The 25,284-nt window shown below is 38.4% G+C and carries 20 protein-coding genes, 2 pseudogenes and 1 riboswitch; of the genes and pseudogenes, 3 read left to right on the forward strand and 19 right to left on the reverse strand.

Annotation, left to right across the window (positions count from 1 at the left end; translation table 11 throughout):
• Positions 1 to 4: 4 nt before the first annotated feature.
• The 5 genes from pstA to J2S08_RS14565 form a co-directional block, all read right to left on the reverse strand.
• Complete coding sequence (gene pstA / locus J2S08_RS14545; RefSeq protein WP_307230714.1) at positions 5 to 895, reverse strand: phosphate ABC transporter permease PstA; 891 nt, start codon at positions 893 to 895, stop codon at positions 5 to 7.
• Positions 892 to 1,809, reverse strand: a complete 918-nt coding sequence (pstC, locus tag J2S08_RS14550) for a phosphate ABC transporter permease subunit PstC (RefSeq protein WP_307230716.1) — start codon at positions 1,807 to 1,809, stop codon at positions 892 to 894. Before pstC ends, pstA begins: the two co-directional genes overlap by 4 nt.
• Before the next feature lie 199 nt (positions 1,810 to 2,008).
• A complete protein-coding gene (locus tag J2S08_RS14555; protein WP_307230718.1) occupies positions 2,009 to 2,944 on the reverse strand; it encodes a phosphate ABC transporter substrate-binding protein in 936 nt (311 codons plus the stop codon).
• Positions 2,945 to 3,181: 237 nt separating this feature from the next.
• Positions 3,182 to 4,981, reverse strand: coding sequence for a two-component system histidine kinase PnpS (pnpS, locus tag J2S08_RS14560; RefSeq protein WP_307230720.1), 1,800 nt, complete (start codon positions 4,979 to 4,981; stop codon positions 3,182 to 3,184).
• Positions 4,982 to 4,983: 2 nt separating this feature from the next.
• Entirely contained in the window at positions 4,984 to 5,691 is a 708-nt protein-coding gene (locus tag J2S08_RS14565; protein WP_307230722.1) for a response regulator transcription factor, read from the reverse strand.
• A gap of 887 nt (positions 5,692 to 6,578) precedes the next feature.
• Between J2S08_RS14565 and J2S08_RS14570 the strand changes: the two genes are divergently transcribed.
• Positions 6,579 to 7,196, forward strand: coding sequence for a hypothetical protein (locus J2S08_RS14570; protein ID WP_307230724.1), 618 nt, complete (start codon positions 6,579 to 6,581; stop codon positions 7,194 to 7,196).
• 212 nt (positions 7,197 to 7,408) lie between these two features.
• A complete protein-coding gene (locus J2S08_RS14575; protein WP_307230725.1) occupies positions 7,409 to 8,200 on the forward strand; it encodes an alpha/beta fold hydrolase in 792 nt (263 codons plus the stop codon).
• Positions 8,201 to 8,357: 157 nt separating this feature from the next.
• Here J2S08_RS14575 and J2S08_RS14580 read toward each other — a convergent pair whose 3' ends face one another.
• The 4 genes and pseudogenes from J2S08_RS14580 to J2S08_RS14595 form a co-directional block, all read right to left on the reverse strand.
• Entirely contained in the window at positions 8,358 to 9,113 is a 756-nt protein-coding gene (locus J2S08_RS14580) for an SDR family NAD(P)-dependent oxidoreductase (RefSeq protein ID WP_307230728.1), read from the reverse strand.
• Between the two features lie 134 nt (positions 9,114 to 9,247).
• Positions 9,248 to 10,327, reverse strand: a complete 1,080-nt coding sequence (locus J2S08_RS14585; RefSeq protein ID WP_307230730.1) for an NAD(P)H-dependent flavin oxidoreductase — start codon at positions 10,325 to 10,327, stop codon at positions 9,248 to 9,250.
• A 182-nt stretch (positions 10,328 to 10,509) separates the two neighbouring features.
• On the reverse strand, positions 10,510 to 11,691 hold the full coding sequence (locus J2S08_RS14590) for a PDZ domain-containing protein (protein ID WP_307230731.1): 1,182 nt from the start codon (positions 11,689 to 11,691) through the stop codon (positions 10,510 to 10,512).
• Positions 11,692 to 12,045: 354 nt separating this feature from the next.
• Positions 12,046 to 12,196 (reverse strand): annotated as a pseudogene (locus J2S08_RS14595) (zinc ribbon domain-containing protein); the annotation flags it as partial.
• Between the two features lie 273 nt (positions 12,197 to 12,469).
• On the opposite strand from J2S08_RS14595, the pseudogene J2S08_RS14600 reads away from it, so the two are divergent.
• A pseudogene (locus J2S08_RS14600) lies at positions 12,470 to 12,688 on the forward strand (SDR family oxidoreductase); the annotation flags it as partial.
• A gap of 64 nt (positions 12,689 to 12,752) precedes the next feature.
• Here the strand turns inward: J2S08_RS14600 and J2S08_RS14605 are convergent.
• From J2S08_RS14605 to ftsE, 10 genes are all read right to left on the reverse strand, one after another.
• A complete protein-coding gene (locus J2S08_RS14605; protein ID WP_307230733.1) occupies positions 12,753 to 14,213 on the reverse strand; it encodes a S41 family peptidase in 1,461 nt (486 codons plus the stop codon).
• A gap of 171 nt (positions 14,214 to 14,384) precedes the next feature.
• Positions 14,385 to 15,383, reverse strand: coding sequence for a homoserine dehydrogenase (locus tag J2S08_RS14610; protein ID WP_307230735.1), 999 nt, complete (start codon positions 15,381 to 15,383; stop codon positions 14,385 to 14,387).
• Between the two features lie 216 nt (positions 15,384 to 15,599).
• Positions 15,600 to 16,892 (reverse strand): O-acetylhomoserine aminocarboxypropyltransferase/cysteine synthase family protein, encoded by a 1,293-nt coding sequence (locus J2S08_RS14615; RefSeq protein ID WP_307230737.1) that lies wholly within the window; start codon positions 16,890 to 16,892, stop codon positions 15,600 to 15,602.
• Positions 16,893 to 17,040: 148 nt separating this feature from the next.
• A riboswitch (SAM riboswitch) is annotated at positions 17,041 to 17,155 on the reverse strand.
• A gap of 710 nt (positions 17,156 to 17,865) precedes the next feature.
• Entirely contained in the window at positions 17,866 to 18,477 is a 612-nt protein-coding gene (locus J2S08_RS14620) for a peroxiredoxin family protein (protein WP_307230739.1), read from the reverse strand.
• Positions 18,470 to 19,096, reverse strand: a complete 627-nt coding sequence (locus J2S08_RS14625) for a hypothetical protein (RefSeq protein ID WP_307230741.1) — start codon at positions 19,094 to 19,096, stop codon at positions 18,470 to 18,472. Before J2S08_RS14625 ends, J2S08_RS14620 begins: the two co-directional genes overlap by 8 nt.
• Positions 19,097 to 19,104: 8 nt before the next feature.
• On the reverse strand, positions 19,105 to 19,689 hold the full coding sequence (locus J2S08_RS14630; RefSeq protein WP_307230743.1) for a class I SAM-dependent methyltransferase: 585 nt from the start codon (positions 19,687 to 19,689) through the stop codon (positions 19,105 to 19,107).
• 200 nt (positions 19,690 to 19,889) lie between these two features.
• Positions 19,890 to 21,335: a cardiolipin synthase gene (gene cls, locus J2S08_RS14635; protein ID WP_307230745.1), complete on the reverse strand. Its 1,446-nt coding sequence runs from the start codon at positions 21,333 to 21,335 to the stop codon at positions 19,890 to 19,892.
• Between the two features lie 474 nt (positions 21,336 to 21,809).
• Entirely contained in the window at positions 21,810 to 23,318 is a 1,509-nt protein-coding gene (locus J2S08_RS14640) for a murein hydrolase activator EnvC family protein (RefSeq protein WP_307230747.1), read from the reverse strand.
• Positions 23,319 to 23,696: 378 nt separating this feature from the next.
• A complete protein-coding gene (gene ftsX, locus J2S08_RS14645; RefSeq protein WP_307230748.1) occupies positions 23,697 to 24,581 on the reverse strand; it encodes a permease-like cell division protein FtsX in 885 nt (294 codons plus the stop codon).
• On the reverse strand, positions 24,571 to 25,257 hold the full coding sequence (gene ftsE, locus J2S08_RS14650; RefSeq protein ID WP_307230750.1) for a cell division ATP-binding protein FtsE: 687 nt from the start codon (positions 25,255 to 25,257) through the stop codon (positions 24,571 to 24,573). The genes ftsX and ftsE overlap by 11 nt, the downstream gene beginning before the upstream one ends.
• Positions 25,258 to 25,284: the final 27 nt, after the last annotated feature.

Below are 25,284 nucleotides of genomic sequence, written 5' to 3' on the forward strand. Positions count from 1 at the left end.
ACCTTCATTTATGTGATGACGTCATTTTTCGATAGACAAAGCTGCCAACCCAACGAGCCAATATATTAAAAATTAAAATGGATATGATTAGAATTGCCGCTGCACCGTCAGAAACTGCTTGTGCATCAGGCATGATTCCTTCTCCATTAATTTTCCAAATGTGCACTGCTAATGTTTCAGCTGGTCTTAACGGATTTAACGGTGAAGTCGGGCTCAATGGATTCCAATTTGAAAAATCCAATGCCGGCGAGCTCATTCCAGCAGTATAAATTAATGCTGCTGCTTCTCCAAATACACGTCCCGCGCCCAGAATAACACCGGTAATAATGCCTGGAAGCGCCGCCGGCAGCAAAATTTGTGTAGCTGTTTCCCAACGCGAAATACCAAGGGCGAGACCTGCCTCTCGCTGCGCCGCTGGTATACTATTTAACGAATCCTCTACAACCCTAATCATTAATGGGAGATTAAAGACAGTTAAAGCAAGGGCACCAGATAAAATCGAAAATCCCCATCCCATATAAAGGACAAAAAATAAGAATCCAAAAAGGCCGACAACGATCGATGGCAAAGATGAGAGCACTTCTATCGCTGTTCTCAATAAATCTGTAAAAACATTTTTCTTTGCATATTCTGATAAATAAATGCCAGCGCCTAGTGATAAAGGAACGCTGATAACCATTGTCAAAAACAATAAATAAAAAGAGTTAAATAATTGCGGTCCTACACCGCCGCCTGCTTTAAATACTTGAGGAGGAGAAGTGAGAAAACTCCAGTTGATAATAGAAATGCCTTTCACTAGCACATAACCGATCAAGCCAAATAAGATGGCAACAATGATAAAGGCAATGATATAAAACATGATAGTCGCAATACGATCAGCTATTTTGACATTCATTTATACGTCCTCCTGCGTCCAATGAAACGAACAATAATCATAAACACTAAAGACATCGCTAATAAGACCAATGCTAATGACCAAAGCGCATTATTTTCTGCTTGCCCCATTACCGAATAGCCCATGCCCATCGTTAAAATACTAGTTAACGTTGATGCAGGCTCAAATAGAGAACTCGGAATAACAGTTGCATTGCCAATGACCATTTGCACCGCCAAAGCTTCACCGAAGGCGCGAGCCATGCCAAAAACAATCGCTGTTAAAATTCCCGGACGCGCTGTTTTCAACACAACACGATAAATCGTCTGCCAACGAGTCGCGCCAAGTGCAAGAGAGCCTTCTCGATAATGCATCGGCACTGCTCGGATCGCATCAACAGAGAGACTGGTTATTGTCGGTAAAATCATGACCGTCAGTACGATAGTTCCGGCTGCAATCCCAAATCCGCTTCCAGAAAAAGATTCTCTTAGAAACGGCACGATCAAACTTAACCCGACAAAACCATATACAACGGAAGGAATGCCAACAAGCAATTCCATAACGGGCTGCAATATTTTCCGCCCAAAGTGAGGAGATATCTCCGTCATAAACACAGCCGCTCCTATCGCAATCGGTGTACAAATAATAGCTGCCATAAATGTAACAGCAAATGAGCCAAAAATAAGCGGCAAAGCACCAACAATTGGCTTACCTATTTCATTCAAGCTGCCGGGATCCCATTTCATGCCTGTAAAGAATTCTACAATACTCGCTTTGTTTACGATGAAAGTGGATAATCCTTTTGAAGTAACAAAATACAAAATCGATATCGCAATCACCATCATAATGACGATGGAAAAAGAAGTGAGCAAACGCCCTTTTCTTTCTAACCAGGTTTTCGTTGATGGTGCATCTATTTTCTTGTGCGCTTGCAAGCAGCATTCCCCTTTCTTACACGTGGTTACCGCAATTCGTTCTTAGAATGTTGTACTTTGGTGAAGCTCCAAATCTACGTGATAAGCAGCTCTGCTCCTTTAGAAGAGAGAAACACGAGTAACGATCCAATGTGAAACAATTTTTATATAGGATAAGCCTTCATGCTACTGCTAGCGGCAAGAAGGCTTGGCATTACCGTTATTTTTTCGTCACTTCACCATTCGCATCACGCTCAATCTGCATACCTGTCACTGGCAAGTAATCCAATTCAGTCACTAAGCTTGTTTGCACTTCATCTGATAAAATATAGTCAATAAAAGCTTTTGTTAATCCCATTGGTTCTCCATTTGTGTACATATGCTGGTATGCCCAGATTTTCCAATCATTTGTTTCTACGTTTACTTGATTAGGTTCTTTCCCATCTATTGCTAATGCAACTATGGAATCATCAAAGTAGGAGAATGCTAGATAACTAATTGCACCAGGAGTTTCACTAACAATTTTTCGTACTGTTCCAGAAGAATCTTGCTCCTGTGCTTCAATAGGAACTGCCCCATCTAGTCCGAATTGCTCAAAAGTAGTTCGTGTCCCTGAACCTTTTGCTCGATTGATGACAACAATCTCTTGATCAGCTCCACCTAATTCTTTCCAATTTTTCACCTTTCCAGTAAAGATATCAATAAGTTGTTCCTTTGTAAGACCCTCTACACCAACATCAGGATGGACGACCGGCCCCATGCCAACGACCGCTACTTTGTGATCTACCAGCTTCTCCGCAGGAATTCCCTCTTTTTCTTCTGCAAAAATATCCGAATTGCCAATATCAACAGCGCCTTCACTTATTTTACTCAATCCAGTTCCACTGCCGCCGCCCTGAACATTAATCGTTGCACCAGGATTTTCCGATGAAAATTGCTGCGCTGCAGCTTCTACCAAAGGTTGTAATGCACTAGAACCAACAGCGGTGATCGAACCTGTAACAGCATCTTCCTTGTTGTTATTGCCATTCTTTTCTTCTTGTTTTGAACTCGTGCTGCTACCTCCATTATCGTTGCTGTTAGTAGTGCCGCATCCAGCAGCAATCATTGCAAATACAAGCAACAAAGTGAATACTGCTATAAAGCGTTTTTTCATTCGTTGATCACCCTTTTCTTTTTTTAAAAAATATTATTTTGTTCAAAAATGAGGAGATTCATGATCTAGGACTTTTTGAACACCTTACACTGACTACTGTAATCCTTCATTTTTAATTTAATATGAAGGGTTTGTTAAGAAATTGTAAAGAGCGGTTCCCTATATTTTTCCACAGAAAAAGGTGCCGGAAACCTCCGTCACCTCTTCATGTCTTATGATAGATTTAACACTTAACTGCTATTCTTCGTGATCAGCTTTTGGCTGCTTTTTAGGCAGCGTAATTGTAAATTCTGTTCCTTCCCCTTCCTCACTTTGGACTTCAATATTGCCATGATGAGATTCTACTAAATGTTTTACAATAGCTAAGCCAAGTCCAGTTCCTCCCGAATGACGTGCTCTCGCTTTATCAACTCGATAGAAGCGCTCAAATATCCTTTCCAAATCTTGTTTCGGAATTCCTGCTCCATTATCACGCACAATGAGGGCAACAGCCGCGTCTTGTTCTAACACGTCAACTTGAACCATTCCTCCTTCGGACGTGTGTGTGATCGCATTGGCAACTAAGTTTAAAATGATTTGTTGAATTCGATCTTTCTCTGCTTCGATTATGATTGATTGCGACGACTCCGGCACAACCAAGCGTATCTGTTTTTTCTGGGCTGTATCCTGAACCGTTGCGACCGTTTTCCGTACGACATCGATCATATCGATTTCGGTAAAAAGAAGGGGAATCCGATGCTGCTCTATTTTTGTTAATTGCAAAATATCACGAATCAGTCGATGTAGACGATCGCTTTCATCATAAATGATTTGTAGAAAAGCTTTCGTCGTATCCTCATCTTCCATTCCACCGTCCAACAGTGTTTCTGCAAAGCCTTTCACTGCCGTTACTGGCGTTTTTAATTCATGTGAAACGTTAGCGACAAATTCACTGCGCATTTTTTCTAACCTGCGTATTTCAGTAATATCATGAAGTACCGCAACAATACCCTGGAGCTCCCCTGAATCGTCTAGATATGAAGCAACATGAGCGTCAAGAATGCGTTCTTTTGGATAATAAAGGTGGATTTCATCATGCAAATCTACACCCTCCGACGATAAAGAACGTTCAATTAACTGGCTCAATCCAAAGCTTTTGCTTGTTTCCATGTGGAACTTTCCAATAAGAGAAGCTGACGGAGTGTCAAGCATTTGTTCCATTGCCTTATTGACAAGTACAATTTTACCTTCTTGATTGACTAAAAGTACACCACTTGCCATGTTTGTCAGTACTCCGGTAAGACGTTGCTCGTTTTCGCGAATTTCTTTCATCTGCTCTTGCAAACTTGCAGCCAAAATATTAATTGCCCGTGAAAGCTGTTTGATTTCACCTTTCGCCTCGATTTTTACTCTGCTACTATAATCTTTTTCTGCTAATTGCGTTGATACATCAATAATCTCTTCAATTGGCCGCGTGATCCCTTTTGCAAGCCTCATACTAATGAGCCCCGCAAAAATGAACGTGATCGCCATTGCAGTAAGAACGCTAATCCAAAGCTTCTTCATGACAATAGCTATCTGTTCTAAGCTAACCGCTGCTCTTATCACACCTTGGAACGGCTGATGATCTGTGACTGGAATGGTAACATATAACATCTCATAACCAAGCGTCTCACTATAGTGAATCGCCTCTCCAAATGGCTGTTTGTCTCGAATAACCGCTAGAAATTCGGGTCTTTTGCTATGGTTCTCCATTTTTTCAGGATGATCCTCTGAATCAGCTAATACTTTCCCCTGTTCATTGATAAGTGTCATTCGAGCTTCTACTGAAGAAGCATAATGCCGAAGCTGCTCCTGTAAGGAAGCCTGACTTTCACTAGTTAGATCATTATGCCCTATCGCATTCTTCATGAATTTTGCATGTTGAATAAGTTGATTTCGTGTCATCTCAATATATGTATGCTTCATTACATTTGCTAGAAAAAAACCAACACCTAGTAAAGCAAAAAACAACAAAATTAAGAAGGTGAGAGAGATGCGAAGCCATAGTTTATTCATTGTTATGATCCTTCCAATTTATAGCCGAATCCTCTGATCGTTTTAATATATTTCGGTTGTTTCGTATTTTCCTCAATTTTATCACGCAGATGGCTAATATGGACATCGACAATCCGCGTTTCACCCGCATAATCATAATCCCAAACAGCATTTAAAAGCTGGTCGCGGCTTAATACCTTGCCAATATTACTTGCCAAATAGAAGAGCAGCTCGAACTCTTTCGGTGTTAACTCAAGTTTTGTTTCATTACGGAATACTTCATATTTTTCAGGAAAAATCGTTAATTCACCAATCTTCAATTCTGTTTCTTGTTTTTTAAGTTCTTTTATTTCAACCGATTGCTCCATTTCTACTCTTCGCAAGATCGCTTTTACTCTCGCAACGACTTCACGAGGACTAAAAGGCTTCGTTAAATAATCATCTGCCCCCAGCTCCAAACCAAGAATTTTATCCAATTCCTCATCCTTTGCAGTCAACATTAAAATTGGAATATTTACTTTTTCCTGACGCAAAATTTTGCAAACTTCCATCCCATCTATTTCTGGCAGCATCAAATCCAAAATGATTAAAGATGGCTTCTCTGATAAAGCTAACTGCAAACCTGTTTTTCCATCCGCAGCTGTTACGACCTGAAACCCTGCTCTTTCCAAATTAAATTGCAGCAAAGTCACAATCGACGATTCATCATCTACAACTAAGATTTTATGCAATCACGCTCTCCCCTTTTATTTTGCTATTTTTTATTCTATTCAAACAGTACCAGCAACGAGGACCGCAGCGTATACACAATACGTGAGGACCACAGGTGCAGAGTGACGACGAAATTCGACGGTGATTGTACCGGACTTTTTTAAACTACCTCATCCTTGTTTAAAAAGGAGGACACAAGAACCAAGAAGTTCTAGGAACGATAGCAACGAGGACCGCAGCGTATACACAATACGTGAGGACCACAGTTGCAGACTGACGACGAAATTCGACGGTGATTGTACCGGACTTTTTTAAACTTCCTCATCTTGTTTAAAAAGGAGGACACTAGAACCTAGAAGTTCTAGGAACGATAGCAACGAGGACCGCAGCGTATACACAATACGTGAGGACCGCAGTTGCAGAGTGACGACGAAATTCGACGGTGATTGTACCGGACTTTTTTAAACTTCCTCTAAAATAGCCTTATCTATACAGCACTATTTTATCCCTAGCAAACCCATCCTGCAATAAATCCAAAACAGATTAGTCATTGTTCCTATCCTTCATTTAATTTTCTTTAGAATAACCTTCTCCTAATCAATAAAACTATATAATAAACAATGATGATTGTATATCAAGAAGGGATTGTATTTAATTTCATCTTAATACCTCCCTATTAAATCTTGATTTTTCCTTACTATTAAACATAAAACTAGTATTGTAATCACATCTTCATGCTACTATTGATATTAAAGACATATTTAATAATTGTTAAATCCGTTTAAAACAAATTGATAAGGTGAAAAAAAGAATCGCCAATATACAAAAACAAGTGTTTTAACCATAGGTTTGGTGATCTATAATTAATGTTTGAGTTAAAGAGCAAATCAGGAGGAGAATTTACCACATGAATAAAATGGACGAAATGATTATTGTAGCTCCACGAACACCTATATTCGAAAATGAAAAATTGACTTTTCAAGGGATTTGCAAAGATAAAACTAGCTTAGAGAAAATAACTAAAAATATGGCTATTACATATTCTGTCATGCGCAGAGGTGATGCTGAAGAGAACTTTGATTTTAAACAACCTATCCCATATGTTGTATTAAAAAGAAAAAATGAAGTTTACGCTTATAAGAGATTAAGAGGTGGAGGAGAAAAAAGATTACATAGTAAAATCTCTATAGGCTTAGGCGGTCACTGCAATGATGTCGATAACACAGATTTTGATGAAATGCTATATGAAAATCTGAAACGAGAGCTATCAGAGGAAGTTAGGATTAGCAATGAAAATTTTAAATTAAAAACTATCGGATTAATAAATGATGATAAAAATGATGTTGGTAGAGTTCATCTTGGAATATTGCTTATTGCAGAGTTAGAAGAAAATACATCTGTTTCAGTGCGTGAGACTGAACAATTAGAAGGTTTTTGGATAAACATCAAAGATTTAAAGAACAATAGTGTTTATATTAATTTAGAATCATGGTCACAATTTGTAGCTGATATATTAAATGGATAAAAAAGATTAACGAAATGTCTAAAGATATTTTGAAAACAGGCTGTACAGATATAGGACAAAACATCAGACCAAAATAGAGAGATGGAACTTCAGCACACCCCATATATAAATTCGCAGTAGTCAATCGATATAACTTATCTGAAGAGTTTCCAATAAACACTATACGACCAACTAACTTTAGAGCAGCCAGTAGACGATAGAGGGGGAATCACTTGATAAATCATACAGAAGTCTTTTCATCTACTCAAGCCACTTGTAGTATTGTTTTCTTGCATGGCGGTGGTGTCAGCAGTTGGATGTGGAACGAGCATATACAAAGTTTAAAAGATTATCATTGTTTACTAGTAGATTTACCGGGACATGGGATAAACTTTTCGCTTCCTTTTGAGATACGAAAGAGTGCGGAAGAGGTGCTAAAGGTAATCGAATCAAAAGCGATTGGGGGCAGAGCATTTGTAGTTGGTCTATCTTTAGGTGCTCAGGTTGCTCTTGAAATGCTAAGCATTAAACCTTCCGCTATTCTTGGCAGTCTTTTAAGCGGCTTGCTGATCGGTCCAGTAAAAGGAACACGATTTTTACCTCCACTGCTAAAAGGGTATACGATCATTAAAAATCGCGAAATTATGATACAGGCAAACAGAAAATGGCTCGAGATTCCAACTAAATACCACAAGCAATTCAGCGATGAAACGAGGCTTCATACTTCCGCTTCATTGTCAACGATCATGATAGAAAATATGCGTTTTTCTCTACCTAACGATCTCGATAAAAGCAACACCCCCTGCTACCTTGTTTATGGTGAAAAAGAGTCTCGATTAATAAAAAAATCAGCAGAAAAATTATTAACGATAATGCCCCAAGCAACAGGCCTTATTGTAAAAAAGGGTCATCATAACTGGTGTCTCGCTCATCCCTTGCTGCTTGTTGACATGCTATTATCGATGATAAAAGGCGAAACTCCTGAAAATGAGTATATAGAAGTAATCGGATCCAAGCGGTACTAAGTTAGATAGGGCAGCAATGAAAAAATCCTCTCTTTTCATGAGAGGATCCATTATGTCTAAGTATTTTTGTTGGGTTAGACCTCTCTAATTCTTCTATCCTAGTAAGGTGGATTAGCATCTAATGCTCCATTTTTAAACTAGGTTTAAAATCATTCACTTACTGTGCTGTAAAGCCGCCATCAATCGGCAATTCAACCCCTGTAACAAAAGATGATTCATCTGATGCTAAATAAAGCACTCCTTCGGCAACATCTTCTGCTTTTCCAAGGCGGCCGATTGGCGTAATGGATGCAAACCATTGGGCATATTGTTCATTTTCCAGCAATGCTTTTGTCATCGGCGTCTCAATTACACCAGGATGAACAGAGTTGACACGAATATTATCCTTTGCATATTCAATCGCTGCTCCTTTTGAGATCATACGGACGCCGCCTTTAGAAGCAGTATATGGGCCGCCTTTGCTCATCCCTGTTAAACCTGCTATAGAGGAAATATTGACGATCGAACCGCCACCATTTTCCTTCATATATGGCACAACATGCTTCATGCCGAGAAACGTGCCTTTTAAATTAATATCCATAATCTGACTCCATTTTTCCAATGTGATCTCATGCATCGGCGTTTCATCGCCAGAAACCCCAGCATTATTAACAAGAATGTCAATTTTCCCAAACACATCAACCGTTTTCTTCACAATTTGACTCCATGTCTCTTCAGATGTAACATCTTGATAAAAGCCAAGTGCATCGCTGCCAAGCGCTTTTATTTCTGCTACAACTTCCTTGACTTTGTCCTCCTGAACATCGGTTACGACTACTTTCGCGCCTTCTTTTGCAAATAAAAGCGCTTCCGCTTTTCCCATGCCTCCACCTGCACCAGTAACAATAGCAACTTTATTATCTAAACGCTTCATCTTTTCACCTCCAATCTGTTATTACTTTCATTATATAGTACTAAAAGAAAAGTCCTAAATAGAAAATACAACAAAATAGTGAAAAGAGAAATAAGGATTTCAGCACTATTAATCTCTTTTAGCCGATCTGAACTCTACACTTTACGGATAGAAAGAATGTTTTCTGCTTCCTCTATAACTTGCATGACCATTTTCCGTGCTGGCTCTTCAGTACGAAGCAGCCTCGTCCCTTGCCCAGCCCAAAGTGACATATAGTCAGCATTTTGCTGTTCCGCTGCTGCTTTTCGAATATCCTTAGTCGCACTGTTCTGCGTTGGAAAAGCTAAAGGATCAATCCCTTCGGCTTCAAATGTTTGGATAAATGAATTGCGTATCCCGCGAGCAGGACGGCCAGAAAAACATTTTGTAATAACAGTGCTTTCTTCGGTACTGCTCCATAAAGCTTCCTTATAGGCACGATTTGCCCCTGATTCTTTAGAGACTAAAAAGGCGGTTCCCATTTGGACGCCTTGAGCACCTAGTGCCAGCGTTGCAACTAGTCCTTTTCCGTTCATTACTCCACCAGCTGCCACAACTGGTACACGGACAGCTTCCACCACTTGCGGAACGAGCGAAAACGTCCCAATATTAGCACCATTCGGATGAATGCTCATATCAAATGTACCCCGATGGCCGCCTGCATCGCTCCCTTGAGCAACAATAACATCAGCCCCCGCTTTCTCTGCTATGATGGCTTCCGCTACTGTAGTTGCCATCGAGATAATTTTGATTCCTTGCTGCTTTGCAACGTGCATTTTATCAGGAGAGAGAACACCAAACGCTGTGCTGATGATGGGAACACATTCTTCAATCAATACTTGGAACTGTTCATTGAACATGTCTCGCGTTTGTACATCGAAAGCACCGTTATTTATTCCCAACGCTCCGCGAAAGCGATCTAATAACGGCTGTACTTCCTCTATACGTGAGAGATCGTCTATCATCGATGTGCAAAACAAATTAACAGCAAATGGACGATTTGTACGCTGCTTTATTTCTTGTACACATTTTCTTATTTCATCCGGCTGCATATAAGCAGCTCCAAGTGTTCCTAAAGCTCCGGCGTCAGATACATTTGCAGCTAATGCTGCTGGTGTTGATCCTGCCATACCTGCTTGTATAATTGGATGCTCTATTCCTAATAGCTCACATAGATTTGTTTGTAATGTTAACAATATATTTCAATCCTTTCCGATCTTTTTATAAATTCTGAATCGTTTAAAAAATGAAAACCGAACGGGTTAGACATAGATAAAAGTAAACAACCAGCTAATATACTACTGGTTGTCTATCAATATCTTTAAATTTTAAAAAACACCATGCGGCTGTGGTTGGCAACCTGCAATCTCTTATTTAATCAAGCACTTTTTCGTCTTTTCTCTACATAAAGAATGCCTAATTCATGGTGCTCGCCTTCGTATAATGCCCGTTGGACAAAACGTACTTCACCATTGATGTCTAATACTTCCAGCTTACAAAAGGCACTGTTTGTCTGGATCGCTTTATACAAATCAGATGCATCTTCCACAGGTTGCTGGTTACACTTTATGATCGTTTCCCCTGTTTTTAGCCCGAGCTTATCAGCAGGTGTACCTGGAATGACATCTAATATCAGAATACCTTTCTCTCTAGGTGCAAAGTAATACGGAGTTGTGTTCTCTCGGTGACGATGACGATAGGAAATCAACACTCTTCCGATGATAGCAAATAATACAGCAGCAACAGAGAAAATTCCCCACCAGATCCCAGCCAATGCCAAGGCTGAAACAACAATCCCTAGTGAACTAACAGCGAAGCCGAGGCGTTTGATCCTTTGTTTTGGAAGAGATGTTTGTACTTGCTGCTGATAGCCAATTAGAAAAGGAACGATCATTATTGAATAGGTATTCGTTCCCCATTCTATTACTGGCCACCAAGATAATGAAGATGTTAATGGCCCAGCTGGCAGAAAACAAAGGATAGGCAAGAGCCACAATCTTTTTCCTTGAAAAGCGCCGACCGATAGCCCTCGTTTACTTTTCCGCAGCAGCGGCGCAATCCTTTTTGACCCGCTTATCGCCATCAAAAGCCCTTCGATAATCATAAGAAATCCGATGAGCAAGGAAATGGCGGCAAACAATGGTTCCGTCAATTCTTGCAAATATGTATCGAAAAATGGAATTTCCACATGAAGATGAACAATGGCATATAGTACCATAAATGCAGTCCCAATTGTAAAAGCCGGTGATAAAAGACGGAAGCTGCCATTGATGCTAAGTAAAATTGTTATACATGTATATACTATAAGAAAAGGAATAGAAATCGGCAATCCACTTACAAATGTAAAAATAGACAGCAGCAAGCCCATTATAATGCCAATCGGAAAAAGAAACCGCAGTTCCATAAAAGCATCATTCACACTACTATGAAAATCGGAACGCTCTCTTTTCACTCTTATAGAACCAGCTACAAGCGCTAAAATAATCGCATAATAGAAAACAGGCTGAAGAAAAAAATAACCAATCCCTTTTAACACAGAAAATAACCAGATATTATCCAAAAAATCTTCACCATCCTTTCTAAAGAAATCTCTAATCATGTCTAAAAAGCTCCGTAGTCGACACATCTGAAAAATCGGAAAAATAGCTAGAGCGTTCGTTTAAAAAAGCTTTGTAACATCATTTTATCAAATAGTGTTCATAAAACCTATCATGAGTTTTTGAAAACGTGAACTTAGGATTTTCCCCCTATCTTCAACTATGATATTTTGGGTTTTAACTCCTAGTGAACTACTCACCACTTATCGACCTTGCGGTCTGATTGAAGTGGGAGCTTCTTGGGAACTAGATACTTTGGTTGCTATCTATATTTACCAAGCTATAAGGATAGTCCCTACCCCTAGAGAAAATACCAACTACATGGCGAGTTTCAGCAAATTTTTACTTGTATTTACGTCTCTATTTGTGATGGCTATTACATTTTGGACAAGTCCACTCACGAAGGTTTAGGTTTTTTACTTCTTTATTTTGGTAGTCACATTCAGAACATAATTGACTACTTGCATAGTATGGTTACAGACTTAATCAAGCATGGTTTTTTATAGTGCTATCAAACTCCGTATTGTATAGACTAATCATAGAACAATCTTTTGGCTTACGCCAACCGAAAATTCATCTCCCACTTTCATTAGGCTATGCCCTTCACATTTAGAAGTGGGAGAATTCTTTTCGGAAATCCAGTTAAAAAAGAAGCTGGATCATATTTTATAATATTTTATATAAAAAAGAGAAGCATAAACTATAACAGCAAGAGTATCCGCAAACAGGAGGCTAGTTTACATGAAGAAGACAATTGCAGAAGAAACAAATCCAAGCAACCCTGAAGATGTCATTCAAGGAATTGCTGGCGGCGTACCACTTGGTCGTCTTGGAAAAATTGAAGAAGTCGGTGAACTTGCTGCCTTTCTTGCATCTGATGAATCAAGCTATATTACTGGAACCCAAATCGTTATCGATGGCGGAAGCACTCTTCCAGAAACAGTATCTGTTGGAGTCTAAATTGCATTAAAATACAAACAACCTCCCTCTTAGCTTTCGCTAAATAGAGGGAGGTTGAAGCGAGTTAACGTGCTAAAAGGTGAAGTGCGGCTTGCAGCTGTAAATCATTTTCTTCTTTTGAAATAGCCTCTAATATATTGCCTTCTAACGCTTGCGCTGTTTTGTCATCGATGATACCTGTTTGGGGAAGTCCACTTTGGAATTGAAAGGCGCGAACTGCTTTTTCCGTTTGTTCACTATAATATCCATCCACCCTTCCTGTTCCAAAGCCAAGACCCCGCAGCATTTCTTGCGCAATTTGCACCTGTGAGTGGCTCATATCTAAAGATAAAGGTTTATCAACAGTTAATGAGTGTGTATAAAAGTAATCAGGCTGCTTTACTTCTATAGTCGGTTTAATGCCACTTTGATGAATCCAATTTCCATTAGGCGTCAACCATTTAAACATCGTTAATTTAATATTGCTGCCATCGCCCATTGGGATTGCTTGCTGAACTGTTCCTTTCCCAAACGTCTTTTCGCCGACTAATGCATAATTTTCTACTTCTTTTAAAGCGCCTGCTAATATTTCTGAAGCAGAAGCACTGCCTTCATCAATTAAAACTGCAATAGGATAACCTTTGCTTTCTTTTAACTTTGAATAGTATTTCGTTTTCTTTCCATCTCTTTGTTCAATTTGAACATAGGGCTTCTTATTCGTAACGAGCAATCCCACTATTTCTTCAACGCTTGAAAGGAGCCCGCCTGGATTCCCTCTCACATCAATTAACAATCCGTCTATCCCTTTTTTCTCCATTTTCATTAATTGCTTTTTAAAATCTGCCGCAGTTTTTTCAGCAAATGAAGTGATCTCCAAGTAGCCAATTTTTTTATTTTTTATTTCTTTCACTGCGGCATGAACTGTCTCGTATGGGATTTCCTCACGCTTTACATCGAATGTCAATGGCTCTGTTATTCCATCTCTCATAATCTCTAATTCTACGGTTGTTCCTTTTTCACCGCGAATTTTCAAAGTTGCTTCATAAAGATCAAGGCCAACTATACTTTCTCCATCAATTTTTATTATTTGATCTTTTGGCTTTATCCCTGCCTTTTCAGCAGGTGAATTTTTGAAAGGTGCAATAATCATTAGCTTCCCTTCACGAACTGTTATCTCCGCTCCAATACCATTGAAAGAGGAGTCTAAAGATTCATTAAATTGCGAAGCTGTTTTCGCATCCATATACACAGAATAAGGATCATTCAAGGTATTTAACATTCCTTGAATAGCTCCTTCAATTAATTTAGTTTCATTTACTTTCTCTACATAAGAAGAGGTGATCAATTCATATGCCCGTTCTAGCTTTTTCATGTCCAAATTGACTTCAGTAGAGATAGAATCCTTTTTGTTCTTCGGTGCTTCGATTGCCTCTTCCTGATGTTCAGGTGCTTTCTCTTTTTCGCTCCAGTTTAAGCCGAAAAAAATACCGCTTGCCCCAAGCAAAATAGCACTAATGAACATGATTAACAACCGTTTACGACTCATCTTTCGTCCCCCTTCATCCACAAGCAATTTTCTCCAAATATCATGTTCCTTGCTTGCTTCTTCTCCATTTATATGGCAGAAGTGGACGAGTTATGATCAATGAATGGAAACTTTCATTAAATAATTGAAGGAAAAGAAAAGACGAATGTCAACCATTGACCCTTTTCTAGATTATGAATAAACGACTTCTCCCTGCTGCTTGATACTTTTATCTTTTTCCAGCACATAAATAAAATCTTCCACCATTGCACTAGCAGTTGGAAGCTTGCCAGCTCCAGGCCCTTGGAGTGTAAAAGTGCCAATTAAACTAGTTTCAAGTTTAATCGCATTATCAACATCTTCTACGTGATAGAGAGGGTGTGCTTTATTTACTAAGATTGGTTTGACTGATGCAAGCACTTTGCCATCTTTTTTTGTCAAAGAAGCAATTTGCTTATAGCGTTTTTGCTTTTGTTCAGCTAATTGTACTTTTTCGCTTGTTAAAGTACGAATCCCTTGCTTTTCTACCGTTCGCCATTCTGGCTGCCCACCATAAATAAGTTCACTTAAAATCATTAATTTATAGAATGCATCTATTCCTTCAATATCATTCGTAGGATCTGCTTCCGCATAGCCCCTTTCTTGAGCAAGCTGAAGTGCATCTGGAAAAGAAAGTTTATTTTTTCTCATTTCTGATAGAATAAAGTTGGATGTTCCATTTAGAATTGCTTCTACCTTTTCGATTTTATTCACTTGTAAAAGCTGTTCAATCGTTCGGATAATTGGTACACCCCCAGCTGTCGTTGCTTCAAATCCAACTTGTACACGGTGCTGCTTTGCTTTTTCAAGCAATTTTGTCCCGAATTGAGCAAACATTGCTTTATTTGCAGTAATAATATGACAGCCTTTCTCTATAGCCTGATTTAAGTAGGTGTAGCATGGTTCATTTCCAACAATCGCTTCAAAAATAATATCTAAATCATCAATAGCTAAAATATCCTCTATATTATCCGTTACTAGGATATGCTTAGGCAAAGATCGTTGCTTGCGAAGATCACGAATTAAAACACCTGCAATTTCTACTTTTTTTCCTAATCGCTCCTGCAAACGTTTTTGATGGGTTTTTATTGCTTCATAAACCCCTTGCCCAACTGTTCCAAATCCTAATAATGCTGCTCTAATAACTGTCATTCAAGCTCCTCCTTTTTTTCTATATTGAAACTAGTAATTTTTCTCAAAAAGTAGTAGATCATTAATCAAGGGAGCACCCGAATTGTTTGCACTATCGTATTTTTCCTTACGCTTCGTGAAATGTCTCACAACAAAATCCTTTTGGATTTTGTGGCACCTTTAGAGTAGGGGCCTACAAAGTGTAGGCCCCATAATACTTTAAAACGAATCGTCTTATCAATTTGAATTTACTGTAGTATGAATAGCTTGATCCAAGTCTGCTGTTAAATCACTTATTGCTTCCAAACCTACAGAAAGCCGAATCAGCTCTTCGGTTACTCCAGAAAGTTTTAATTCTGCAGCGCTCAACTGTTGATGCGTTGTAGAGGCTGGGTGGATGATTAATGACTTTGCATCTCCCACATTTGCAACATGTGACCACAGCTGCACATGATCAATGACTTTTCTGCCTGCTTCACGGCCACCCTTAATTCCAAAGATGACAATCGAACCAAAACCGTCGTGAAAATATTTTTTAGCAAGCTCATGAGATGGGTGGCTTTCTATACTCGGATGTGTTACCCATTCAACTGCTTCATGGCTTTGAAGGAACTTTGCGATTTCCTTTGCATTCTCATTGTGGCGTGGAATTCTCACATGCAATGTCTCTAAACCAGTCAAAAAGGAAGCAGCGCTCTCTGGACTTAGGCAAGCCCCGAAATCACGTAAAAGCTGGACACGAAGCTTAGTAGCAAAAGCAGCTCCAGCTACATCTATTCCATAACGAATCCCGTGATAGGTAACATCAGGCTCCGTAAAGTCAGGAAATTTCCCATTTGTCCAATCAAATTTTCCAGCATCTACGATAACGCCGCCAATCGTTGTTCCGTGGCCACCAATCCACTTTGTTGCAGAATGAATAACAACATCCGCTCCCCATTCAATTGGTTTGCACAGCACAGGTGTAGCAAAAGTACTGTCAATTAATAACGGAAGTCCATTTTCATGGGCAATATTCGCCACTGCCTCAATATCAAAAACATGAAGGCTTGGATTTCCAATTATTTCTCCAAATAATGCTTTTGTTTTGTCGGTTATTGCAGCTCGAAAGTTTTCGGGATCTGTCGCATCAACAAATTTTACGTTAATGCCATAACGGGGAAGCGTCACCGCAAACAAATTATATGTCCCTCCATATAAATTTCCTGCTGCTACAATTTCGTCGCCAGCACTGGCAATATTTAAAACAGCTAATGTAATTGCCGCCATTCCAGAGGAGGCTGCAACTGCTGCTGTACCGCCTTCAGCCAATGCTACGCGTTTTTCAAAAACGTCTACTGTTGGATTCATAATTCTTGAATAAATATTTCCAGTATCCTTTAAAGCAAAAAGGTTTTGAGCATGCTCTGTATCTCTAAATTGATAGCAAGTTGTTTTATAAATTGGAACTGCTCTGGAACCTGTCGTTGGATCAGGTTCTTGTCCTCCATGCAATAATAATGTATCTGCTGAATATTGTTCTTGCCTCATTTTTAGTTCCTCCTCATTCTATTTTTTATTAGATAAAAGCAATTTCATAAACATTCTTTCTTTTTTTAGTTGCCTGAATGATGAAAATACAAAAAAGGATATAAAAAAAGCCCTCTTCACTAAGAAGAGGACGTGTTGACGGTTCCTCCTCTTATCTTTCAGATCATCATCCTGACCTGTAGGAATTGGCACCTTTTCAAGACGATTTCTTGAAGGTTGCCGGGCTTCATAGGGCCTAATCCCTCCGCCACTCTTGATAAGAGTTATAAATGATGTTCAAAAATGTCCGGGAAAATCACCGGCGAATTTCTGTGTCACTTTGCTACTGCGTTCCTCACGTATTTGCATACGCTCCGGGACTCGCACACTTTGTTCCTTGAAATTCTTGGTGCTTTTGTCCTCCATTTTGAACTTCTATTTTCATGATGTTCAAAAATGTCCGGGAAAATCACCGGCGAATTTCTGTGTCACTTTGCTACTGCGTTCCTCACGTATTTACATACGCTACGGGACTCGTACGCTTTGTTCCTTGAAATTCTTGGTGCTTTTGTCCTCCATTTTGAACTTCTATGTTTCATGATGTTCAAAAATGTCCGGGAAAATCACCGGCGAATTTCTGTGTCACTTTGCTGCTGCGTTCCTCACGTATTTACATACGCTACGGTACGCTTAATGTAAACAAATCTCAATGGATTGCTTTGTGGAGAGTCTTCCACATTTGACCAATCTCATTTACTTATGATTTGCATTATAGTATAACCTATAATAAAAAGTCAATAGATTTTATCAAATGAGTCAATTTTAAATTCTTCTTCACTTTGCCATAAAGCGTTCAAGCGATTAACCTTGTCCTATAGGTATGAACTTTTAGTATGTTTCTTTCCATTATCTTCTACCCAGCAATTCTCCTTCTTCTTATTTTTTATATTAGGATTTATTTGCTGCTAGTATATTGGAAAATATTCTAATACCGCTAGTCCACATTCTCCATTAAACGTATCATCATTTCTTCATTCATTGGCCCAACAATTTTCTGTTCAATTTTTCCCTCTGTGTTAAGAACGTAAGTTGTTGGAATAGCAAAGGATCTGTATTTCTTTCCAATATGGCCTTTTTCATCCAATAGAATAGGAAAAGTTATTTTATAATCCTCTGCGAATTTCTTTACCTTTTCGATCCCTTTATCTTCTTTTGTTAAATTCACCGCCAAAATCTCTACATTCATCTCATTTGCTTTTGACTCATAAAAATTTTGCATATGTGGCATTTCTGCTTTACAAGGCGGACACCAAGTAGCCCAAAAATTTAAAAATACTTTTTTCCCTTGAAAATCTGAAAGTTTCACATCATTTCCTTCCAAGTCTTTCAAGGTGAAATCAAAAGCAGTATCGCCATTTGAAAGTCCAATTTGGTTTGCTTGTACCATCTTAGCATCATCGCTTGCAGATTCTACAGCTTTATTCGTTAAAAAAGATGCTTGTAATTCTGCTTCTTTTTTCTTTACAGAAGCTTCTTGGACAATATTGGTAAATAAGATTCCTGCCAATACTCCTACTAACACAAGCGCGAAAATTTTTTTACTCATTATTTTCCCTCCTATAGAACAGATAACAAAGCAATGCTGCTGCAACAATTATAAACGTGAAAACTGGTACTGTTAGCAACTCATGACGTATTGAATAAAAGAAAACTTGAAACATCGTAAATAGTATGAGCAGTTGGACAAGCCATTGCAAATCTTGCAGCTTCTGCTTTAGCCAAATAAGCATAGTTGTATTCACTATTGTTTGAAATCCTACGAACCAAAGTGCATATCCATTTAATAATCCAACTCCTAGCTCATAGATTGAAACTGTCATCATCCAAGCAAAGACCATGATAGCCTTTTCTTGGTAAAAACAATGCTTTTTATAGCATATGTATATTAGATAAATACATACAGTCATAATGCCAAGCCAATAACCTTTTAAGCCTCCATGAAAATATACAATTGTCATTGGGTTCGATATGCTCGTTTTAAAATCGAAAATCACAATACTTAACTTCCAAATGATAATAAAAATAAACACTGCATTTCCATACAAATCAACAATACTATGTTTTTTAAACAACAATCTCAATATCATTCCCGTCAGCAAAAAAGAAATAACGATTGCAGCCCATGATGCTGGAAACGTGAATGATCCAATCGTATACCAATTCATCCTTTCACCTAACATGATGCATTTGGAATACTTGCGACAATATAATAGATAGCCTTGTTTATATGTCCGATTTCAACCTCAAAGCCATTCGCTTCCAACTTGCTCGCCATCACATCTGAAGAAATGCGATGATGGACAGGTGGTCCCGTTTCTGAATCAACTGCTTCCCATTCAAGTACAACACATTTACCTCCAGGTTTTAAATGTGACGTCATTTCTGCTAAAACAGAAGAAAGGTTTTTTACTTCATGAAGCACAAAGGAAATCAACACCTTATCAAAGCGATGTTTCTGAAATGATAGTTGACCAAGTGCTCCTTGCACATAATCAATATTAAATATTTGCTTTTTTACTGCGCGTTCCTTTAGAAGATGCAGCATCTCCACTTGTAAATCAACTGCTTTTACATTTGTTTTCACCTGTTTAGCAATAGGTATCGTAAAATAGCCATTGCCGCATCCATAATCTCCTACAAAATCATGTTCTTGCAAATCTAGTAAAGAAAGTACTTTTTCAATTGGAAGTAATGTTTGCCTTTTTGGATCTACGAGCTTTGCCGCCTTTTCATAATGAAATAATTTTCCTGTCATCATCATTCACCATCCTCTTTTTTTCTCTCTTCATACCTATGCCGGTATCGTAACATATGCGCTTCCTCTTGTCTAATCGCCTGTTTATGCTATTTTCTACGGCAAGCATCATTTAAAACGAACAAAGTATTTTAGCATGTTTACTTCACTTCGCAACAAAAAATCCCCCGTTAACAGCACTAAAATGGGGGATTTTGCAATCATTAAAGTATTGGAGATAGCAAGCGAGAGACTGATTCTTTAAATCTAATGATAAGCGGTCTTTCTTCATAAGCGACCTTCGTAATTTCTTGTGAATTCATCATATCATCAAGAAAAATCTTCTCCAACCTGCCGGCAATCGGTTGGCTATAAATAAACGCATTCACTTCAAAATTCAAACGGAAACTGCGAACATCAATATTTGCAGTCCCTACGGTCGAAACTTTGCCATCGACAACAAGTGTTTTAGCATGGATAAAACCATTTTCGTATACATATACCCTCGCTCCCGCTTTTAACACTTCTCCGACATGTGAATACGTTGCCCAATAAACAAACATATGATCTGGCTTATTAGGTATCATGACACGTACATCAACACCCGATAGTGCTGCAATTTTCAACGCATCAAGGACACTTCCATCAGGAATAAAATAAGGTGTTTGAATATAAATATAATTTTTGGCGGAATTAATCATTTTTACATAGGCATATTTAATTTGTTCCCATTCTGAGTCAGGCCCGCTTGAAACTATTTGAACATCGGTTTCACCTTCAAACTCGATTTCGGGAAAATATTTAACGTTATATTTTACTTTTCGAGCAGATGCTTGGTTCCAATCAAGGACAAACCGAGTTTGCATGCCATAAACAGCTTTGCCAACAATTCTTAAATGAGTGTCACGCCAATAGCCAAAATTTTTATCTAATCCTAAGTATTCATCGCCAATGTTAAAGCCGCCAATATAACCAGTCTTTCCATCAATAATCGCTAGTTTTCTATGATTGCGGAAATTTACGCGCATATTCAGCAACGGAATTTTAGCGGGAAAAAAGGAGCTGACTTTACCGCCTGCATGAATTAAAGCGGTGAAAAACCGCTTAGGTAACCCCCTTGATCCCATTGCATCAAATAACAGGCGAACTTCTAAACCTTCTTTTGCTTTCTTTACTAACGTACTCATAATTTTTTTCCCAAGTTCATCATTGCGGATAATATAATATACAAGATGAATATGATCTTCAGCTGCTTCCATATCTTTAATGAGGGCATCAAATTTTTCTTTGCCATCAATAAAAATTTCTACATCATTGTCTTGAGTCAAGACAGCTCCATCATTCACAAGCAACATATAGATTAAGTCTTTAAATTCAGCTGTCCTTCTATCATTAAAAGGGAAGATACTGTTGCTAAGCAATTCTATTTGTGTATGGGTAATTTCCTTTATACCAATTTTTTCTTGATCTTTCCAATCAAATATTTTTCTTCTGCTTAAATTTTGTCCGAATATTAAATATAGAATAAATCCAACAACAGGTATAAAAAGCAAAACTAAAAGCCATGCCCATGTAGCCCCTACATCTCTCCTCTCTAAGAAAATGACGAATCCTGCCAAAACGACATTTAATAAAATGATTACGCTTAATGAAATCGTCAAAATACTCATTATTTGCTCCTTCATTTTCTACTATTATTGCAGCGGGACCTTTCAGAAAGGAAGTTCGCTATACTACTGTTTTTTTTATTTTTATACGTTCCGTTCTGTCTATGAAATAAAAAAGAGACCTTTTTGCACTTTCTTGATATCTATGGTGTAAATGTATCATAACATATTATTGATATTATACACACAAATACAGTAGTAGAATGTGATCGGTTTATTATTTTAAAAAGGAATGCGCTTTGCGCACCTGCACTACTCTATGTTTAAAGTAGGATTGATCAAGCAATTGAGGTTATCATCTCTACTGAATTCCACCGTTAAAAAACAAATATATAAGCCAAATTACATAAATTATTAGCATTTTCCATTGTTTATAGGCTTATATACACTATTTATAATCAAATCTATTATGAGGAATCAAAAAAGCGGAAAGTCGCCATCCTTTAATGGAGGGGACTTTCCACTTTTTATTTTGACTTAAAAGCTTACATAGTTACGGGGATTAACCGCATTTGATTTCGACGATGTCCATTCTCCTTCATAAATCTCAAAGTGGAGATGCTGACCAGTAGAGTTTCCAGTATTACCCATATACCCGATGACTTCTCCTTTTGAAACAGACCCACTCGTCACATTTCGCTGCGATAAATGTGCATAGACAGTGGTATATACTTGTCCATCAATATTATGTGTGATGTAAATGACATTTCCATAGCTGCTAGATTGTTCGGAACGGAATACGACACCATCTGCTGCTGCGACAACTGGCACTGTTCCGCGTTTAGCAATATCAATGCCATAGTGCATGCCACCAGAACGGCGTCCAAATTCAGAAGTAACGACGCCATCTGCTGGCCTTGTGAAAATACCTGGTGTAAGTTGCGGCACGCTGCTTACAGGGCCTCCACCACCATTATTCCTGCGAGCTGCTGCTTCTCTCTCAGCAGCAATCCGGCGCTGCCGTTCTTCCTCAGCAATTCGGCTTTTTTCCGACTTAATGGCTTCTTGAAGTGCTGCTTCTTGAGCACCCAATATTCTCTGCTCTTCCTCTAAGCTTAATTTTTCTCCCTCAAAATGTTGCTTTTGCAATTCAAGCTGCTGCATCAGTTCATTTTTTCGGGCTTTTTGCTGATCAAGTTCTGCTTTCATCTTTTCAAGGTCACTAAGCATGCTTTGATGTTCTTTTAACTTACTTTCCACCTCTGCTTGCTTTTTTTCAACATCTTCTTTATCTTTTTGGTGTTCTTCCATAATTTGTTTATCAGCATTGACTAAAGTGGTAACTGCTGTAAAACGATCAATAAAGTCACCAAAGCTGGAAGCTCCTAATAAAACGTCTATGTAACTGCCCGAACCGCCGTTTGTCTGCATGGCACGAGCTCTTTGCTTCAACAACTCATTACGCTCTTCAATGCGTTTTTTTAATTCTTCAATCTCTTTCTTTAAAAGCGCAATTTCAGCTTCCGTATCTTTTATCTGCTGCTGTTTTTCATTGATTTTGGCATTTGTTTCGTTAATTGTCGCTTCTAGCGTATGTACTTCAATCTCAACTTGATTTTTTTCGCCTTCAATTCTCGTAATTTCAATATCTTTTTGATAGATATTTGTTTTAAGGTTAGACTTCTGATTTTGAATGTTTTTTTGTTGATTTTGCAACTCTGATAGTTTTGAAGCGGATACAACAGGACTGGAGGCTAAAATACTGCCAACCCCTATCATAGTTGCAAGTGTGACTGAAAGCAACGAGCGTCTCTTCAAGAGAATATTCCCCTTTCTAGCACTTTTCCAATCTAGTGATAAAGTGAAACTTCCATGAGTGGGGGTTTTCTCTGCCCACTCATAAGAATTAGAACAAAGGCTAAGATCGCAACGTCCTGTTGCAACGCCTTTGTGACCGACATCCTCGAAAAAGAAGAGCACTTTTTCTTCGTGCGATGCTGATTCAAGAAGCTTTCCTTCTCCTGTCGGCCCGAACCAATCGGACATTTACTGGCAGTTATCCCCCAACTAGACTTCCTCAATTCCTCTTACTCTTGAGGTGGGGGTCTTACTGCCAGTTAGATGTGGGATAAAGATAATAGTGTTCCCATCATAGATTGAACTTTTTCTTTATAACAAAAAAATAAAATATCACCGTTATGTACCTTACAATAAAATAGACGATCTAAATGAATGAAACCATTTAGCATACTCAATCGTCTATTATCATGTAGAGGTATAAAAACTTTTACTGGTAAAAAAAACTAAAACATTTTTTTCAGCAATATCTAGAAATTTTGATTGAATGAACGGAAATGGTTTTTTGCAAATGAACAACGTAAACCGCCATAAAGCTCCTTGCTTATATGGCAGCACCGCTGCCAATCATACATTTAAAAACTTCCTTATTGACATGAGGCTTCCCCACATGCCAATTAAAATGCCCATGGCAAGTAAAATCGAACTAACTTGAAAGATGACAGGCCATACTGGGAGAATATTAATGAATGTTCCACCAAGCCTAGGAGTAACAAATGCATATGCATAACGGTAGGCAATAGAGACAATGGTAATAGGCAATATAGCCCCCAGTATACCCAGCCACATACCTTCCATCAAAAATGGCCATCTAATAAACCAATTTGTTGCACCGACCAGTTTCATAATTTCTATCTCTTTCCGGCGTGCAAAAATAGTGATCTTAATCGTATTTGAAATTAAGAACATGGCTGTAAATAATAAACCAATAATCATAACGATGCCAACATTGCGGCTAATCTTTAAAAAACTAAATAATTTTTCAACTTTTCCTTCCCCATATTTGACAGAAAACACATGTGAAAATTTTTCTATCTTTTTTGAGATGGAAGGAGTTTCAGTTGGTTCTGAAGCTTTCACAACAAAGACATCGTATAATGGATTATCTTGCTTAAATAGAGAGAAGTCTCGTCCCAAATCATTGATTAATTTCTCTAATTCTTCTTTTTTAGAAGAATAGGTGACAGATTCGACATGATCGAGTCCTTCTATTTGTTTCTTTAATTGCTGCTGGTCTTCTTTTGTAGCCATTAATTCTATATAAACGCGAATTTCAACGTCTTTTTCAATATCATCAGCAACTTTATTCATGTTCATCATCATGACGAAGAAAACACCGACAAGTAATAAAGTAACGGTTACTGCACTAGTGGATGCAAACGTCATCCAACCGTTTCTGCGAAGACTTTTTCCACTTTCTCTTAAGTGGCGAGTAAGCGTTCTAATCTTCATAGCCGTAATCTCCTCGCTGTTCGTCCCTTACAATTCTGCCATTTTCTATCGCAACTACTCGGTGCTTTAATGTATTGACAATTTCTTTATTGTGCGTCGCCATGACAACAGTTGTCCCTCGTGTATTAATTTCTTCAAATATACTCATAATGTCCCAAGATGTTTCTGGATCTAGATTGCCTGTCGGTTCATCAGCAATAACAACTTTAGGTCGATTGATAATCGATCTAGCGATGGATACCCGCTGCTGTTCGCCTCCTGAAAGCTCCGTCGGCAGCATTCTAACTTTATGCTTTAATCTTACCAGCTCTAGTACTTCCATCACTCGTTTTTTAATATTTTTAGGGTGTTCTTCTATGACCTCTAGTGCAAAAGCAACGTTTTCATATACTGTTAATGTTGGCAGCAGCTTAAAGTCTTGAAAGACAACACCGATTTGTCTTCTAATATATGGAACTCGCTTATTCTTTAAGTTGGCCAGGTTGATGCCATCCACTATGATGGTTCCTTTCGTTGGCTTTTCTTCTCGGTACATCATTTTGATAAAGGTAGATTTCCCTGCACCACTAGGCCCAACTACATAAACAAATTCTCCTTGCCTAATTTTTATATTCATCCCATTTGCAGCCATGATACCGTTCGGGTACTTTTTGTACACGTCTTGCATTTCTATCATTTAATCACCTTACTTTTCCGAAACTAT

This window comes from Bacillus chungangensis, from assembly GCF_030812995.1.
GTDB classification, from domain to species: Bacteria; Bacillota; Bacilli; order Bacillales; family Bacillaceae_C; genus Bacillus_CF; species Bacillus_CF chungangensis.